The sequence below is a fragment of the Streptomyces sp. NPDC007164 genome, assembly GCF_040634135.1.
Lineage (GTDB): Bacteria > Actinomycetota > Actinomycetes > Streptomycetales > Streptomycetaceae > Streptomyces > Streptomyces sanglieri.
Genome location: NZ_JBEYFB010000032.1, coordinates 1 through 16,554, shown reverse-complemented (window position 1 = coordinate 16,554; position 16,554 = coordinate 1). Strand labels below are relative to the sequence as shown.

Sequence of the window (16,554 nt, the reverse complement as noted above, 5' to 3'; positions counted from 1 at the left end):
CTCCGCGGTTGTGGATATGGGACGTGCTGATCAACAGCTCCGCCTGATCGCCGAGGCCGTAGAGGTTGCCGAGTCCCTCGGGGTCCCGGTGTGGCTTCGCGGTGGATGGGCCATGGACTTCTTCCTCGGCGAGATCACGCGAGACCATGAGGACATCGACTGGTTCGCTTGGGCGGACGATGCCGGGGACCTGGCACGAGAGTTGCTGCGGCACGGCTGTGAGCCGGTCCCGGGGTCGCCGCCCGACCTGCAGCTCGACTTCGTCAAGAACGGTCTGGAGAGCAGCTTTACGCTTTTGGACCGGGACACGGCCGGCCGTGTGGTGGTTGCCGGAGGCCCCTGGGCCGGTGCGCCCTGGCCCGAAGGAATGCTCGACGCCGGGCCGGGCCGTATCGGTGGTCTGCAATGCGCGATCGTCGGTCCGCAGGCCCAGATCGAGATCAAGCGGATGACGCCCGTCTGGGATCCTTCCAGGCCCCGGCGGACCAAGGATGCCGAGGACATCGCCCGTCTGGAGGCGGCCCTCCGCGCGCAGGGCGAAACGGCCTGAGCGAGGGCTTGGCATCGGCCGTCCGCTGCCGTCGGAGGCCGCAGGCGACCTGAAGCTGTCGCGGATGAGCCTGCGCGGGAGATCAGGAAGACGGCATTTCGCCGCCGCGGCCGGAGCCGCGACGGCGGAATGCCGAAGAGGAGGGGCGGTCAGTTCACCAAGGTCACGGCCTTGTACTGGTTCGAGTCCTTGTCACGCTGCAGGTGCGCCTCACCCGGCAGCACGCTGCCGAGATGCTCTCCGGAGGCGGACGCTTCGGGCGGTACGCGGGGGAGATGACGCTGGCGTGGATCGATGCGACGGCCGAGCGGTACCCGGGGGATCCCGAAGCGGCCCGGTCCTGTGCGATGCACGATCCGCTCGCGGCCGCGGCCGTCAGCCGGCCGGACCTGATCACCTGGGCTCCCGCGCATGTCGACGTCATCACCTCCGACGAGGTAGGACGTGGTGTGGCGGTCGCGGACCTGCTCACCTCGGAGGGGGCTCCCGCGGCGAACGCGCAGATCGCGACGGCGGTGGACGTCGACGCGTTCCTCGACTACCTCCTGGACCGCATCCGCTCGATCTGATCCGAACGCGGGCACGGGGGCGGCTCCGGAGGGGGCGAAGCCGCGGCGAGTCAGGGATCGACGCGGAACGAGTACAGACCGAGTGCGGTGAAGTACGCGTTGCTGCCGCTGATGTGGATCTCCGAGGAGATCCGGGCTTCGCCCTCGCTCCACGGCAAGGCGGACGGATCCCTCAGCGGCACCTCCCAACGTTGCTTCCCCGTACGGGAGTCGAGGGCCAGGAGCTTGCTCGGATGGGACCTCCCCGCGTACACGGTGCCCCGGGCGACGGCGACTCCCTCGGTGCCCGCACCGATCTCGCACCGCCAGCGCTGCTTGCCCGTCCTCGCGTCCAGGGCGTAGAGGAACCGGTCCTGACAGTGGGCGTAGACGGTGTCGCCCCGCACCTGGACGTCATTGATGCCGCCCCCGAGCCGGCGCTTCCAGCGCTGCCGGCCCGACGCGGCTTCCAGGGCGTGCACCCAGTGCTCCTCGGTGCCCAGGCAGACCGTGCCGCCGTGGACGGCGGGCGAACCGTTGGTTGTGTTGCCGGTGCCGGAGAACTTCCACCGGGCTCTGCCCGTGGAGCAGTCCACGGCGTGCAGCACGCCCTTGTTGGTCATGGCGTAAACGGTGCCCGCCGCGACGGGGGTCCGGCCCGTGGGCATGCCCTCCCCCGTCTGGAAGCGCCAGCGGTGGCGGCCGGTGGCGGGGTCGAAGCCGTACAGATAGCCGTCTGTGGCGCGGGCGTAGACGAATTTGCCGCCCGCCGCCACTGAGACCTGTCCAAAACTGGGCAGCGGTACGGACCAGCGGCGGCGGCCGGTAGCGATGTCGACCGCATGGAGCCTGCCCTCCGAACTCGCCGCGAAGACCGTGCCACCGAGGACCGCGGGTTGTTCGGACATGAGGCTCTCCGCGGTGTAGGCCCACCGTTGGCGGCCGGTGGCCGCGTCGACCGCGTACAGGTCGCTGTTCTTGTAACTCCCGAGATAGAGCGTGCCGCCCGCCATCGTCGCGTTGCCCATCTCGCTCCCCGGTGCGAAGCGCCAGTTCTGCCGCGGGTCCGGTGGCTCCTCCTGGAAGACTCCGGCCAATGTGTAGGCCCCGGCTCCGGTCGCCGACAACGCCGCGAGGCCGAGCAGCAGCTTCCGGCGGGGCAGCCGCCGACGAGCGGAGCCCCCCGGCGGAGAAGCCCCCTGAAGGAGGGCCGGGTCCGGCCGAAGACCGTGCCGCGACGGCGGTTGCGGTTGCGGTCGCGACACCGGCGGCGCGGGCCGTGGAGCGGTACGGGTCCGGGCTCCGTGCAGAGGATCGGCGGCCGGGTCCACCACCGTCGGCTCATACCGGACCTGCTCGGCCGCCTCCCTGGTCCGGCGGGCGATCTCCGCAGCGAGCGCGGGTGGCGGCCAGGGCGGCGCACCGCCGGGCAGACCGGCCAGCGCGGTCTCCAGCCCTGCCGGCGTGGGGCGTTCGGCGGGGTCCCGGGCCAGACAAGCGCGCAGCAGGTCGGCCACGGGCGGATCGATCCCGGTCAGGTCCGGGTCCTCGGACAGGACCCGGACATCGACGGCCGCCGGGTGGCCTGTGCCGTACGGCGACTGCCCCGACGCCGCGAACGCCAGCACCGCACCGAGCGCGAACACATCGGAACGGGCGTCGAATTGGCCGTGCCGCAGATACTCCGGAGCGATGTATCCGGACGTACCGATCACCCCGGTCCGGGTCAGCCGGGTGTCCTCGCGGGCGCGGGCGATCCCGAAGTCGATGATCACCGGGCCGTCGTCACCCATCATCACATTGGACGGCTTGAGGTCACGGTGGACCAGCCCGGACGCATGGATCCGCCGCAGGGCCGCCGCCAGGAGAAGACCGAGCCGGCGCACCTCCAGCGGCCCGTACGCGCGGACGGCCTCGCCCAGCGAAGGGCCGGGGACGAACTCGGTAGCCAGCCATGGCGGGTTCTCGTCCACCCCGTCGGACAGCACCGCCGCGATTCCGGGGCCGGAGACCCGTGCCGAGGCCCGCGCCTCGTGGGCGAACCTGCGCCGGAACTGCCGGTCCTCGGCGTACTCGGGGCGGATCACCTTCACGGCCGCGAGACCGTGGCCGCCCCCCGTACTGCCGACGCCGAGATACACCAAGCCCATTCCGCCGCCGCCGAGCCTGCGCAGCACTGTGTACGGACCGATGTGTTGTGGATCCGTACTCCCGGTTATCACCGACTCGCCCCCCATGCGTCACAGATGACTCTATGTCACCCCGCTTCATGCGCACCAGGATTCCGGGTGGCCGGGCGACGGGAGACGAAGCCTGCGGCAGAGGTGTTGGTGCCGGGTGGTCAGGTTCGCAGGTAGGTGAGTACGGCGAGGACTCGTCGGTGCCCGTCGGTGGTGGTGGAGAGGCCGAGTTTGGTGAAGATGTTGCCGATGTGTTTGTTCACGGCGGCGGGGCTGACGAACAGTCCGGTGGCGATGGTGCTGTTGGTGTGTCCTTGAGCGATCAGGCCCAGTACTTCGCGTTCGCGGGGGCTGAGTGCTTCGAGGGGATCTTTCCGTATCCGGACCAGTTGCTGGATCACTTCGGGGTCCACTACAGTGCCGCCGCCGGCGATCTGATCGATCGCGGTGGTGAAGTCGGTCACCGCGGCCACGCGTTCTTTGAGGAGGTAGCCGACCGCGGTCCCGCCGCCGGAGTCGAGCAGGCCCAGGGCATAGGAACGTTCCACGTACTGACTGAGTACGAGTACGGGCAGTCCGGGGAATTCTTCACGGAGTTGCACGGCGGCCCTGAGCCCGTCGTCGCTGTGGGTCGGTGGCATCCGTACGTCGGTGATGATCAGGTCGGGCCGTTCGGCGCGTGTGGCCTCGATCAGGGCGTCGGAGTCGCCGACCGCGGCGACGACATCGTGTCCGACGCGTTGGAGCAGCCCGACCAGGCCCTCGCGCAGCAGTACGGCGTCTTCCGCCACGATCAGGCGTAGTGACATGGAACCTCCACGTGCAGCAGGGTGGGACCTCCGGCCGGGCTCGATACCCGTATCCGGCCGTCGAGTGCCCGGACCCGGTCGGCCAGCCCGGTCATGCCGGTGCCGGCCTCTGTGTCCACGCCGCCGTGGCCGTCGTCGGTGATGTCGAAGATCAGCAGGTCGGCATGGTATCTGCCGCGTACTTGCGCTGTCGCGGCGCCGCTGTGTCTGGCGATGTTCGTCATTGCCTCGTTGAGGAGGTAGTACATGGTCGTTTCGACTTTTCTGGGCAGTTTCTCGGGTAGCCGGAGGTCGACGGTGACGGGGATCGGGAACCGGGCGGCGTAGTCTTCGATCGCGGCGACGAGCCCGTGGTCGGCCAGTACCGGCGGGTTGAGACCTCGGATCAGGGCCCGTAGTTCCTGGTGGGCGGCGGAGAGCTGGGCCTGTGCCTGGGTGAGCAGTTCGGACTGGGGGGAGTTCGGAGGGGTGTCCAGGTGGAGCATCCCGAGCGTCATCCCCAGGGACACGAGCCGCTGTTGTGCTCCGTCGTGCAGGTCACGTTCGATGCGCGTGCGTTCCGCGTCGAAGGAGTCGAGCAGACGGACCTGTGAGGCACGTACTTCGCGCAGCTCTTCGCCGAGTTCCCGGTCGCGTGGGGCCAGGAAGGTGCGTGCCATCGCGGCGCGTGCTCCGGCCCATGAGGTGACTGTGTACGGTGACGCGAGCAGCACGATTACGCTGAAGACTGCCCAGGGCCAGGTTTCGCTGTCCAACGAGCTGAGGAAGACGGCGGGCAGCGCGAAGGTGAAGCCCAGCACGATCAGGTCCAGCCACCACAGCGCGGCTGCCGAGATCAGGGTGAACAACAACTCTCTCCAGGTCACCGGTTCTTTGAGCCGGCCGGCGACCCAGGCCCTGGTTCCATGGGTGTCCGGGCGGCGGTGCGGGTCCGGCAACCGGTCGAGGTCCACCAGCCGCAGGCGGTGGCGTTCGACCGTGGCCACTGCGGTGGAGGCCAGGACGAGACCTACCAGGGGGGCGATCCCGATCAGTACCACCAGCAGCGCGACCCCCACTGCCAGACCCGCGGCGACGATCACCACCGCTGCCGTGCCGAACAGGACGCCGCTGATCAGGTAGGCCAGGGACCTCCAGGGCCAGCTCGATGTCAGAAAGCTCATGGGGCGCTGAGCCATGGCCTGCCAGGCCGTCGTGGGACGCATTCGGTCACCGTAGCCCGGGAGTTCGGGCGGCCGGGGTAGAGCCTGCACTACCCCGGAAGTAGCGGGCGGGTCAGTGCCCCGCCACCGCCTCGTGCGGTGGGATCGGTGCATGACGACAACGAGGCAGACCTTGGTGCAGGACGCGGTCGAACTCCACGGCGTGCGTAAGGTCCACGGCAGCGGTGACCACGCGGTGACCGCGCTGGACAGCATTTCCGTCGGCTTCCCCCGTGGCACGTTCACCGCGATCATGGGCCCCTCGGGCTCGGGGAAGTCCACCCTGCTGCAGTGCGCGGCCGGGCTGGATCATCCGACCGACGGCCGGATCGTTCTCGCGGGAGTCGACATCGGCCGGCAGAGCGAGAAGCAGCGCACCGAGCTGCGCCGCAAGCACATCGGGTTCGTCTTCCAGGCCTTCAACCTCGTCGAGTCGCTGACCGCGGCCCAGAACGTGGAACTGCCCTCCCGGTTCGCCGGCCGCAGGGCCGAGCCCGGGCAGGTCGCGGACGCGCTCGCCTCGGTCGGTCTGGCCGAGCGCGCGAACCACCGGCCCAGCCAGCTCTCCGGCGGCCAGCAGCAGCGCGTGGCCCTGGCCCGGGCCCTGGTCACCCGCCCCGACGTCCTGTTCGCGGACGAGCCCACCGGCGCCCTGGACACCGTCACCTCCCGCGAGGTGCTGAAGATGATGCGGATGCTGGTCGACCGGGAGGGCCAGACCACCTTGATGGTCACCCACGACCCGGTGGCGGCTTCCGCCGCCGACGTCGTCGTCTTCATCAAGGACGGCCGGATCGCCGGCCGGATCCCGCTGGACAAGGACCCGCAGAGCAACAACGCCGCCGTGATCGCCGCTCACATGGCCCGGCTGGAGGCATGATGCTGATCATCGCGAACGTACGCGAACGCTGGTCCGGTTTCCTCGGCGCTTTCCTCGCCGTCCTGGTCGGCGTGGCCCTCATCACCACCACCCTGGTCATCTACGACTCCTCCCGCCCCGCCACCCAGCCCCGCTACGCCGGCGCCGCCGCCCTGGCCCTGCCCGAGCAGGCCCTCGAAACGGACGGCGGCCCCAAGGACCGGATTCCGTGGAGCCCGGCCGAGGCCGCACCGATCCGGGCCGAGCTGGCCGCGGTTCCCGGAGTCGCCGCCGTCGTGGTGGACCGCTCCTTCTACGCTCAGGCCTTCCGCGGTGACAGACCCGTCACCGACGAGGGCGCCGCGGAAGCCGGCCACGGCTGGGACAGTGCCCGGACGGCGCCCTACCGGCTGGTCTCAGGCCGGGCCCCGAGCGGGGACCGGGAGGTTGTCGTCGACCGCGCCCTGGGCGTGGCAGCGGGCAGCGGACTGACCGTCAACATCACCCAGGGCCGCACCGAGTTCACCGTCGTCGGCGCCGTCGACGGCCCCGGCTACTACTTCAGCGAGGCATTCGCAGCCAGGCAGCAGCCCGGCGTCGGCGTCTTCGCACTGATCGCGGACGAGGGAGCATCCAGCGCCGCGATCGTCTCCGGCGCACAGCGGGCCCTCGGCGGCAAGGGCGCGGTCCTCTCCGGTGACGCCCGCTCCGCACTCCAGCCCCAGTACATCGACCACAAGCGCAACCTCGGCGTCCAGCTCATCGGAGCCATGGCCGTCCTCGGCCTGTTCACCACGGTCTTCATCGTCGCCTCCATGCTGGTCCTGTCGACCGGCATGCGCCGCCGGGAGATCGGCCTGCTGCGCACCATCGGCGCCGCACCCGGCCAGATCCGCCGCATGATCCTCGGCGAGGCCGCCGTGGTCGGCCTGCTCGGCTCGGTCATGGGCTGCCTGGCCGGTGTCGCCGCCGCCCCGCTGCTGCGCGACATCCTCAAGGGGCTGGACGTCACCCCGCCGGGGATGGAGGTCACCGTGGCGGCCTGGCCGCTGCTCACCGCGTCCGCGGTCGGTGTCGGTGTGAGCGTCACCGGTGCCTGGGCCGCGGGCCGCAAGGCCGCGAAGGTCGCCCCGATCGAGGCCCTGCTCGACAGCCGCCCCGCGAACAACGGTATGGGGCAGGGCCGTTGGATCGCCGCGCTGTCCGTTCTCGGCCTGGGCGCCGTCCTCGCCATCGCCACCGCGACCACCGGCGCCGACAACCGCATCAGCACGGCGCTCTTCGCGACCATGACACTCATCGTCGCGGCCGCCCTGCTGGCCCCCGCCCTCGTCGGCCCGGCCGGCCGCTTCCTGACCGCCCCCTTCCGCAAGCGCGGTTCCGCCGCTGCCGTCCTGATCCGCGGCGAACTCACCGCCAACTCCCGCCGCGCCGCCTCCCTGGTGGCCCCCGTGATAGCGGCGGTCGGCTTCGCGGTCCTGCTCAGCGGGGCGGTGGAGACGATGCGGGTGGCCTATCCGGCGGGCGAGGCGCTGAAGGTCGCCGGGCAGACGATCGTCACCCCCGACGGCACTCCCGGCAACACCGACGAGGTCGTCGCCGCGAACCCGGTCGGCAAGGCAGCCCTGCCGACGCGCGCCTTCGTCGGTGAGGAGCGGACCGTCCTGGACGTGCTGGGCACCCGTGACGCCCGGTGGAACCGACCGGGCGAGGCCGTTCTCGGCCGGCGCACCGCGTCCGAACTGGGCCTGAAGCAGGGCCAGAGCGTCCCGGTCCGGTTCGCCGACGGCGCAAGTGTCCGGCTGAAGGTCGGCAGGGTCCTGCCCGACGACCCGGCCCGCGGTGACTTCGTGGTCGCCCGTGACCTGGTCCGGGCCCACGACCCGGCCGCGCTCACCGACGACATCTTCGTCCCGGCGGGCAGCAGGGCCTTCGGCACGGTCCCGGGTACCGCCCGGCACGACGCCCTGCAGTACGCCCTCGACGACTACAACACCGACGCCAGGCTCACCGACAGCCTGGCCGCCATGCTCATCGTCATCGCCGTCGGCTACAGCGTGATCGCCGTCGCCAACAGCATGGCCATGGCAGCCCACGGCCGCCGTCGTGACTACGCGGTGATGAAGTCCGCCGGCGGCACCGTCCGTCAGCTCCTCGCGGTGGCCGCCGGTGAGACCGCCCTGCTGGTGGTCGTCGGAGCCGGCCTCGGTGTCCTGGTGACGCTGCCCCCGCTGGCGGGGATGGCCTCCGGTCTCTCCCAGGCCACCTCGTCGGCCGTCGCCCTGCACCTGAACGGCGCAGCCATCACCACGGCGATCACCGGCACCCTGGCCGCGGCAGTCCTGGCGGGGGTGATCGTCACCGGGAAGACACTGAGGAAGCCCGCCTAGCCACCACGCCGGTGAGAGCGCCGCCCGCCTGATCACGAAGGACGAGCAGCACAGGACGGGGGAGGAGGCGAAGGGAGCGAACGACCGCGGCGGGCACGGGAAATGAGAAGGCGGCTGAGGGGACACCCTCTCAGCCGCCTTCTCACGCCAGCGACTGAGGGGGCACACCCCCGCAGCCCCTGCGCACACCGTCTCCGCGTCCTGCCTCCCGGCGCAGGCGCGACGCAGGCGCGACGGGGGGCGAAGAGCCGCAACGAGCGGCTGTGACCGGCGCGGCTGCACCCCTCTGCCTACAGAGTGATCCAGTAACGGCGCTTGATACCGGCCGTGGTGGTACGGACGTCCTCCAGGACGCCGCCGTTGCGCTCGATGCTGCGGGCGGAGCCGGCGTTGTCCTCGTCGCAGGTGACGAGAACCCGGCCCAGCCCCATCGCACGTGCCTCGGGCAGAACCGCTCCAAGGGCCCAGGTGGCCAGGCCGCGCCTACGGGCGGAGGGGCGGATGCTGTAGCCGATGTGTCCGCCGGCGTCGAGCAGAAAGGCGTTCAGGCGGTGCCGCAGATCGATGGCTCCCAGATAGGTGTCGTCCTCGACGATCCACCAGTGGGTGGCGTGGACGTGACCCTCTCCCAGCGTGACCGACCCGTCCGACTGCTGCCGCAGTTGCCCGACCCACGCCGAGAAGACCTCGGGGCTGTCGAGACCACCTTCAGGAGCGAGGCGCAGGCCTGCCCCGTCCTGGTGGGCACCTGGCGTCCACTCGTCACACGCCGCGAGCCAGGAGGAATGAAGTCGCCCCGTGGGTATGGTCAGTTCGGGCATGCGGGCGACGATAGCACTCGCCCGCCCCTTGCGATCAGGCACTTTGCACCGGCGAGGAAGTGTCACAGGGACAACGGGCCGAGCTCGCCGGCGACCTTGGCGAAATCACGGATCGAGGCGGTCTCGCCGCTGGTGCGCCAGCACAGTGCCCAGCGGCTGAGCGGGGCGTCGTGGATGGGGACGTAGGCGATGTCGGGGCGGGCGTAGTAGCGCAGTGCGTGTGCGTGCACGGGGCAGACCGCTTCCCCGCTGCCGACGATGGCGAGCAGTTGCGTGCCGTCGACCGCGGACGGCCCCCGGGGAATCGGCCGTCCGCTGGGCGTGTGCGTGGGTATCAGCGACTCGCGCCAGTAATCGGGCGCGGCACCGGTCAGGACGGCCTCGTCGGCGAGGTCTTCGTAGGACACGGAGCGACGTGAGGCCAGCCGGTGGGTGGAGGACACGCACAGCACGACGGGCTCGGTACAGACCACCGGGCCTACCGTGAGGTCCGGTTCCCGGATGGGGAGCCAGGCGAGCAGGACGTCGATCGTGCCGCGGCGCAGGGCGGAGAAGGGGTCGTTGTAGCCCACGGCGCGGATCTGCACGGTGCAGCCGAGACGACGGGACGCGAACGCGGTGAGGAGGGGCCGCAGGTCCTTGCCGTTGCTGGACGTCATGCCCAGGCGCAGCACCGCGCTCCTGCCGCTCGCGGACAGTGCGGCCCGCTCCAGGCTCCGCTGTAGGCCGCGGTGCACAGGAAGCAGGTCGTCGTAGAGCTGCCGGCCGAGTGCGGTGAGGCGGACATGGTGGCTGGTGCGGTCGAAGAGCACTCCGCCGATGCGGCGTTCCTGCTTCTTGATCGCCTGGCTGACCCGGGCCGGGGAGACGTGCAGTCGTTCGGCGGTCCGGCCGAAGTGCAGCTCCTGAGCGAGCGTCAGGAAGATCTCGATGTCCCTGATCTCCACATTGCCCCCGGTCTCGTCGCCGCCCCTCGTCCACGTTAACCGCCAGGTTAACGGGCCCTGCGGAAAGTGCCGTTGCCGCCGGCATTCCCGCGGTCGATGGTTGGCCCGGGAAGGCCGCCGCCGTAGGCGCGCCCTCGATGCGGTGCCGAACCAGGAGGACGTTCCATGAAACACTTGCAGACCGGTGTGCTGATCGCCGCCACTCTCTCCACCGGGCTCATGGCCGGGCTGTTCGCCGCCTTTGCCTACGCGGTGATGCCCGGTCTGGCCAAATCGTCCGACCACACCCTCGTCGAAGCGATGCAGAGCATCAACAAGGCCATCCTCAATCCGGCCTTCATGCTCCCGTTCATGGGCGCGATCCCTCTGCTCGGTCTCGCCGTCGTGCTGGCCTGGCGCGGCCACGGCCGCTCCGCGCTGCCCTGGCTGATCGCCGCACTGGTCCTGTACCTGGTGGCCTTCATGGTCACCGGCGGCGTCAACGTACCCCTCAATGACCAGCTCGCGCGTGCCGGCGACCCCGCCCATGCCGGGCAACTGGCGGCAGTCCGTGCGGACTTCGAGAACAAGTGGGTGCTGTGGAACGTCGTCCGCGCGCTCCTGCACACTGCGGCGTTCGCCTGCCTGGCCTGGGCGCTGCTCGTGTACGGTGCGCATCAGCGGGACGAGAGCAAGCACACCGGCGCATCCGCGTGGACTCCTGCTCCGGCGTTCCGCCCCGGTCACTCCCCGGTCGCGCAGCACTCGCAGGAAACCCGGCCCCACTACGCCCCGCTCGATTCCCCCGCACTTGGTCCTGACACCGTGGCCAAGGCTTAGCACCCACCCGGTCGTTGGTCCGGTGGCGGGGGAACGGCGGTCGCGGCCGCCGCCCCCGTCGTGGCCGGCCGGCCCGGACGGCTGCTACGGCGCCCGGACGGCTGCTACGGCGGGGGTGGCGGCCTTCCGGGGCCGTGGTCGGCTATTGCCTGTAGCGGGCGTGCCCTATGTGCCATACGTAGGAGGCTGTGACGGCTTCCATGGCGTGAGCGTGATCCGTGAGCGGGTTCTTGCTTCCGGTGGTGAGTTCGGTGATTCGACGGCGTGCGGCGGAGGCCTGGTCCTCACACATGCGGGAGGCCACGCGGAACGCCTCTTCGAGGTCGTACCCGCGGTGTCGGACCAGCAGTGTCGGCAGGCTCAGCGGCTCCGGGCCGCCGCGGTGTGTCTCCTTCGCGTACGAGGCGAGGTCGTTGATCCACCCGGCGAGATCGGCAACGGACTGTTCCATTTCCCGCACGGCCGACGAGGCCCGCTGTTCCTCGGTGAGTTCGTACCCGAGTATGACTTCCGCGGCTGCCATGACAGTCCGGACGAAGACCGTGTGCGGGCGCATCGCACGGTAGTCGCTCAGGGTGACCTGGCCGGGATCGCCGAGGTGGTGGGCCTCCCATACGATGCCGAAGAGGCTGTCCCGCAGGTGTGCGGTGAGCCGTAGGTACTGCGTGGGCGTGGCCCGTTCCCGGAACCGGTGCAGGAGGTCCCGCAGAGCGGCGGTGCAGGCGTCGTCACCGGCCGTCGGCGCGTGGTGCCCGGCCAGCAACTGGACACAGTGGCCGGTGCGGCGGACCAGTCGGGCGGTGTCCCGGCCGCCTTCGGCCTCACCGTGCACGTCGTCGAACGCGGTGAGCCACACAAAGAGGCCGGCGCAGAGGAACACGCCGTCCCGGTCCGCCGTGGGCAGGACACGAGCCACTCCCTGGGCCGTGATGTTGCAGAGGGCCTTCGCCTCGCCGGGAGTACCGGTCAGGGGGAAGGTCCGGAGCCAGTGGGCGGTCTGCTCCTCGACGGCGTCGGCATACGGGCTGGTGGCGAACGGGCCGGGGAAGGAGCCCCGGAGGTCGGGCATCGGCAGGGTAGGCGCGTCCGGGCCGCGGGTGTGGCTCATACGGCTGTCCCCGTGACGGCCCGCTGCCTGGTCTCGGCGACCATACGGGGGTCCGACGGGTGCACGGTGAGCAGCCCGACCGGTTCCACGGCGGCGCCGGGAACGGGCCGCAGCCGCCAGCGGGACGCGATGAACGCCGTGATGACGATCGACTCCGTCCAGGCGAACGCGTCGCCGATGCACATGCGTTTCCCCGACCCGAAGGGGATGAAGGCTCCCCGCGGCGGCTGGGGGCGTTCCGGCAGCCAGCGGTCGGGGTCGAAGCGCAGCGGGTCGGGATACAGGTCAGGGTCCCGGTGCAGCGCGTAGGGGCTCCACAGCACCTGTTCCCCGGCCGGCAGGGCGACCTGCCCGAGGCGCACCGGCCTGGTGGCCTGCCGGGTCACCAGCCAGCCGGCGTGGTGCAGGCGCAGGGTCTCACTGACCAGTCTGCGGGTGAAGGCGAGCCGGGGGACGTGCTCGGCGGTGATCGGGCCCTGCGCGACCACGGAGTCGACCTCCTCGTGCAGCCGGCGCTCCAGCTCGGGATGGCGGCCCAGCTCGTGGAAAAGCCAGGCCAGCATGACTCCGGTCGTCTCGGAGCCCGCGGCCAGCAGCCCGATGATCTCCGACAGGATCTCGTTGTCGGGCAGCGGCGCACCGCTCTCGTCCCGGGCCTCCAGGAGCAGCGTCACGAGGTCGTCGTGGGCGCCGGGGTCCGCCCGGCGCTCGGCGATGATGTCCGCCACCTCGCTGCGCAACAGGCTTCGGGCGGCCTTGAGCCGCCGGTTGCCGCGGGTGGGCAGCCGTTCCAGCGAGGACATGGGCAGCATGGTGCGCCAGATGGCCGCGGTGAAGACCGTGTCGACGGCTTCGAGGATCGCGTGTGCCCGCTTCTGTTCCGCACGGAAGGAGCACAGCACCGACATGGCCACGTCCTGGGCCATGAGCCCCATCTCGGTCTTCAGGTCGAGGACTTCCCCCTCGCCCCAGCGCGCGATGGACGGCTCCACCGTCTCCCGCATCGTGTCGACGTACCCACTGATCTGCTCGCGGTGGAAGGCGGGTTGCAGCAGGCGGCGCCGGCGCAGGTGGGGCCCGCCTTCCGCGACCGGCAGGGCCGACTGACCGAAGAGCTTGAGCTTCTCGCCCAGCAACCCCTTGGAGAAGGAGCCCGACTTGCTGGTGAGCATCTCGTGGATCAGCTCGTGCGAGTTGACCACGGTGACCTTCTTGGGGCCGACCGACATACGGACGATCGGCCCGTATGTGCGCAGTCGTTCGACGAATTCCAGGCGGTCCTTGAGCAGAGGGACGGCGTGCCCGACGAGCGGCAGCCGTCCCGGAGCGGCCGGCGGAACGTCCATGTCGGCGGTCACCTCTGTGTCGGTACTCACGCGTTCGTCCTTTCCGTGTCGGCTTCTGTGCATGCGGCCGCGCGGCGTGCCCGCAGCAGCTCCTGTGCGGCGAGCACCTCCGCCTCGATCACCGCGGCGGGCGCGTACAGGGTCTTGTCGTGCCACAGGGCGGGGGGCCTGCTGCCGGGGTGCGAAGCAGTGTGCAGATACGTTTCGGCAAGGTCCAGGGCCCGGGCGTGCTGCGGTGTGGGGTTGTCGGCGCTCAGCAGGATCCTGACGGCGTACGCGGTCTCCTCGGCGGTGCTGCCCCACACCCCCCAGGAGCCGTCGGCGCGCTGAGTGTCAGTGGCCCACGCCGCGGCCTTCCGGACGGCCGTGGAGGCGTGTTCGCCGCCGTACTGCGCGAGCGCGGTGACGCATCGCGCGGTGGCGTAGTAGGGCGAGGCATGCCACTTGTCGGTCCAGTGCCCTTCGGGCTGCTGCTGGTCGGCCAGCCAGTCGCTCAGCTTCGCCGCCCGGGGGCCGTGGGTGTGCTGCGCCGCCGGGCTGCGCCGCAGGTGGCTCACGAGGGCCTGGAGGGCGTGGGCGTTCGCGGTGACCGACCCGGTGTCCTCGCCGATGTAGCAGTCGTAGTGGCTGCCGTTGTGGAACAGGTCCAGCGGTGCCGGGCCGTGGGGCAGTCCGACGAGCGAGGCGACCAGCACCGCCATGGCGGTGTCGTCGGCATCGGTCATGAGGCCCGGCGCACCGCGCACGCCCCGGGGGTCGTAGATGTCCTCGGCCCACTTACGGACAGTGGGAAGAGCGGCAGCGGGCAGGTGGACGCGTGCCAGCGCGGCGGCGACCCACAGCCGTTCGACCACGCGCAGGGGCGCGGCCTCGGGGAAGAGACCGTCGTAGCGCCGTGCCACCGCGGAGAGTTCGGCGACGGCCTGGGCGGTGTCGGCGGGTGACCGCGCCGCCCGCGCAGCGGTGGCGGCCGGCGAACTGCCCAGCAGGCCTTCGGCATTGGGGACGAGAGAGGGCGGTACGAAGCCGGCTATGCCTTCGAACGTGTGGTGGTACTTGACGGGCAGGCTGCCCGCCGACTCGTACCGCCCGGCCACGCGGGCAGGTGCCGACCCGTGAAAGCCGCCCGGGACCGGGACCCGGGGGCCGCCGGAGCCCGGCATGTCCCCGCCGTCGGCGGCCGGAGAGTCCAGCTTCTCGTTGATCCCGGCCACCAGGCCGGGCACGAGTATCTCCGCCGCGGCCGTGTCCGGCCACGGGCCCGCCGGGGGCAGCGACCGCGACGCGCCCAGGCCCCTGTCCACCGCGGCCGTGAGCCGGCCGGTGAACTCCGCGGACGCGGCGCCCCTTCGCAGGACCGCCAGCGCGGCCTCCACGGCGCTGAGTGTCGGCAGGAGACGGTAGGATGGTGGTCCGTCACCCCAACTGCCGTCGGGTGCCTGCTGTTCCAGCAGGTACGTGATCCGCCGCGGCTCGCCGGGCAGCCACGGGGCCGCGGACAGGACACGGGCCGTCTCGTACAGGGAGGGGCCGACGCTTCCCCACTGGTCCTGGTCGGCCCCGGCCACCAGGCCGGCGGCCCGTTCGGCGTAGGGTGCGCCGACGGGGGTGCTGATGCTCATGGGGCGGCTTCCTCCTGGGGGTTCTGACGACGGTGTCCGGCGGTGCCTCATGTCTGCCTGGCCGTTGCGTCCAGGGCGAGGCGGCGCAGAGAGGCGGTGGCACTTGCCGGGAAGGGGGCGTCGTCCAGGGCGGCGAGGGCGGACGCCCGCCGCGCGGTGATCATTTCCTCCACGCTCTGCCGGGCGCCGGTGGATTCCAGGACCGTGCGGACCGCGGCGGCGTGTTCCTCGTCGAGGTCGCTCCGGCCGACGAGCTCGCGCAATGTCCTCAGCTCGGCCGAGGAGGCCCGCTGGACCGCGAGCGCCATCAGGACGGTGGCCTTTCCCTCCCGCAGGTCATCCAGTACGGGTTTGCCCGTCTTGGCGGGATCACCGAAGACCCCGAGCAGGTCGTCCCGCAGCTGAAACGCTTCTCCAAGCGGTATGCCGAAGGCCGTACAGGCATCGAGTACGGGCGGGGCCGCTCCGGCCACCGCCGCCCCTATGTGCAGAGGCCGCTCTATGGTGTATTTGGCCGTCTTGTATCGGATGACGTGCAGGGCCGTATCCACATCGCCGGAAAGACGGCCGGTGCTCTGCAGGTCCAGGAGCTGGCCGTACATGACCTCGCTCCGCATCTCGGCCACCAGGGGCAGCACCTGTGCCAGTCGCCCCGGACCGAGGTCCGCCGCACGAAGGAGCTCATCGGACCAGACCAGGGCCAGATCTCCGAGCAGGACGGCCGCGCCCAGACCGTGCGCCCGGGCCCTGCTGTCCGGGCCGCCGCCGTCGGTGTACGCGGTGGCCAGGGCGCGGTGGGCCGACGGCCGGCCGCGGCGGACATCACTGTCGTCCATCACATCGTCGTGCACCAGGGCGAACACCTGGAAGAGTTCGAGACTGGCGGCGGCACGAACGGCATCGGCCAGGTCGCCCGTCGCTCCGCCGGCCTGCCATCCGTACAGGCACAGCAGGGACCGCAGCCGTTTTCCGCCGGTCAGGAGTCCGCGCAGGGTGGTGGTCAGGTGGAGCAGCTCGATTCCTGGCGCCGCACGTTCCTTGGCGTCCAGAAATCCGGTCAGAGCCGCGCCCACCCTCTGTCGTAGGGAAGCGAGATCGGGCAGCGCTGTGGGAAGGGCTTGTGTCACCTGCGGTTGACCCTCTTTCGTTCGGGAACCGTCGTCGCGGTTCCGTTCTTGCAGAGGACGGGGCCGGTGGACCCGCGTCTCCTCCCTGGGGGCTGCCGTGGGGGGGGGGGGCGGGGGGGCGGGGGGGCCCCCCCCCCCCCCCCCCCCAACACCCCCCCCCCCCCCACAAACAAAAAAAAACCCAACCCCTCACACGGCTCCGCGGTGAACGCCACGACCCCGTACG

The 16,554-nt window shown here is 70.9% G+C and carries 14 protein-coding genes; 5 read left to right on the top strand and 9 right to left on the bottom strand.

The window, feature by feature from the left end:
- The first annotated feature begins 16 nt into the window (after positions 1 to 16).
- Entirely contained in the window at positions 17 to 550 is a 534-nt protein-coding gene (locus ABZ622_RS30140) for an aminoglycoside adenylyltransferase (protein WP_360548507.1), read from the top strand.
- A gap of 95 nt (positions 551 to 645) precedes the next feature.
- Positions 646 to 1,119 carry a nucleoside hydrolase gene (locus tag ABZ622_RS30135; protein WP_360548656.1) on the top strand — a complete coding sequence of 158 codons (474 nt, stop codon included), beginning with the start codon at positions 646 to 648 and terminating at the stop codon, positions 1,117 to 1,119.
- Positions 1,120 to 1,169: 50 nt separating this feature from the next.
- Here the strand turns inward: ABZ622_RS30135 and ABZ622_RS30130 are convergent, their stop codons facing one another.
- From ABZ622_RS30130 to ABZ622_RS30120, 3 genes are all read right to left on the bottom strand, one after another.
- The gene (locus ABZ622_RS30130; protein WP_360548505.1) at positions 1,170 to 3,335 is read right to left on the bottom strand and encodes a serine/threonine-protein kinase; all 2,166 of its coding nucleotides are present in this window, start codon (positions 3,333 to 3,335) and stop codon (positions 1,170 to 1,172) included.
- A 104-nt stretch (positions 3,336 to 3,439) separates the two neighbouring features.
- Positions 3,440 to 4,087, bottom strand: coding sequence for a response regulator transcription factor (locus tag ABZ622_RS30125; protein WP_360548503.1), 648 nt, complete (start codon positions 4,085 to 4,087; stop codon positions 3,440 to 3,442).
- A complete protein-coding gene (locus tag ABZ622_RS30120; protein WP_360548501.1) occupies positions 4,072 to 5,292 on the bottom strand; it encodes a sensor domain-containing protein in 1,221 nt (406 codons plus the stop codon). The genes ABZ622_RS30125 and ABZ622_RS30120 overlap by 16 nt, the downstream gene beginning before the upstream one ends.
- Positions 5,293 to 5,401: 109 nt before the next feature.
- Here ABZ622_RS30120 and ABZ622_RS30115 point away from each other — a divergent pair, with 109 nt between their 5' ends.
- Together ABZ622_RS30115 and ABZ622_RS30110 are read left to right on the top strand one after the other, a co-directional pair.
- On the top strand, positions 5,402 to 6,169 hold the full coding sequence (locus tag ABZ622_RS30115; protein WP_360548499.1) for an ABC transporter ATP-binding protein: 768 nt from the start codon (positions 5,402 to 5,404) through the stop codon (positions 6,167 to 6,169).
- Positions 6,166 to 8,538, top strand: a complete 2,373-nt coding sequence (locus tag ABZ622_RS30110) for an ABC transporter permease (protein ID WP_360548497.1) — start codon at positions 6,166 to 6,168, stop codon at positions 8,536 to 8,538. The genes ABZ622_RS30115 and ABZ622_RS30110 overlap by 4 nt, the downstream gene beginning before the upstream one ends.
- A 290-nt stretch (positions 8,539 to 8,828) precedes the next feature.
- Here ABZ622_RS30110 and ABZ622_RS30105 read toward each other — a convergent pair whose 3' ends face one another.
- Together ABZ622_RS30105 and ABZ622_RS30100 are read right to left on the bottom strand one after the other, a co-directional pair.
- Positions 8,829 to 9,359, bottom strand: a complete 531-nt coding sequence (locus ABZ622_RS30105) for a GNAT family N-acetyltransferase (RefSeq protein WP_360548495.1) — start codon at positions 9,357 to 9,359, stop codon at positions 8,829 to 8,831.
- Positions 9,360 to 9,421: 62 nt separating this feature from the next.
- Positions 9,422 to 10,306, bottom strand: coding sequence for a LysR family transcriptional regulator (locus ABZ622_RS30100; RefSeq protein WP_360548493.1), 885 nt, complete (start codon positions 10,304 to 10,306; stop codon positions 9,422 to 9,424).
- Between the two features lie 165 nt (positions 10,307 to 10,471).
- Here ABZ622_RS30100 and ABZ622_RS30095 point away from each other — a divergent pair, with 165 nt between their 5' ends.
- Positions 10,472 to 11,125, top strand: coding sequence for an anthrone oxygenase family protein (locus ABZ622_RS30095; RefSeq protein ID WP_360548491.1), 654 nt, complete (start codon positions 10,472 to 10,474; stop codon positions 11,123 to 11,125).
- 142 nt (positions 11,126 to 11,267) lie between these two features.
- Here the strand turns inward: ABZ622_RS30095 and ABZ622_RS30090 are convergent, their stop codons facing one another.
- The 4 genes from ABZ622_RS30090 to ABZ622_RS30075 are packed head-to-tail and all read right to left on the bottom strand — an operon-like array spanning position 11,268 to position 16,274.
- Entirely contained in the window at positions 11,268 to 12,233 is a 966-nt protein-coding gene (locus ABZ622_RS30090; protein ID WP_360548489.1) for a terpene synthase family protein, read from the bottom strand.
- Positions 12,230 to 13,609: a cytochrome P450 gene (locus ABZ622_RS30085; protein ID WP_360548487.1), complete on the bottom strand. Its 1,380-nt coding sequence runs from the start codon at positions 13,607 to 13,609 to the stop codon at positions 12,230 to 12,232. Before ABZ622_RS30085 ends, ABZ622_RS30090 begins: the two co-directional genes overlap by 4 nt.
- On the bottom strand, positions 13,606 to 15,201 hold the full coding sequence (locus tag ABZ622_RS30080; RefSeq protein WP_360548485.1) for a prenyltransferase/squalene oxidase repeat-containing protein: 1,596 nt from the start codon (positions 15,199 to 15,201) through the stop codon (positions 13,606 to 13,608). The genes ABZ622_RS30085 and ABZ622_RS30080 overlap by 4 nt, the downstream gene beginning before the upstream one ends.
- 47 nt (positions 15,202 to 15,248) lie before the next feature.
- A complete protein-coding gene (locus tag ABZ622_RS30075; protein WP_360548483.1) occupies positions 15,249 to 16,274 on the bottom strand; it encodes a polyprenyl synthetase family protein in 1,026 nt (341 codons plus the stop codon).
- Between the last annotated feature and the right edge of the window lie 280 nt (positions 16,275 to 16,554).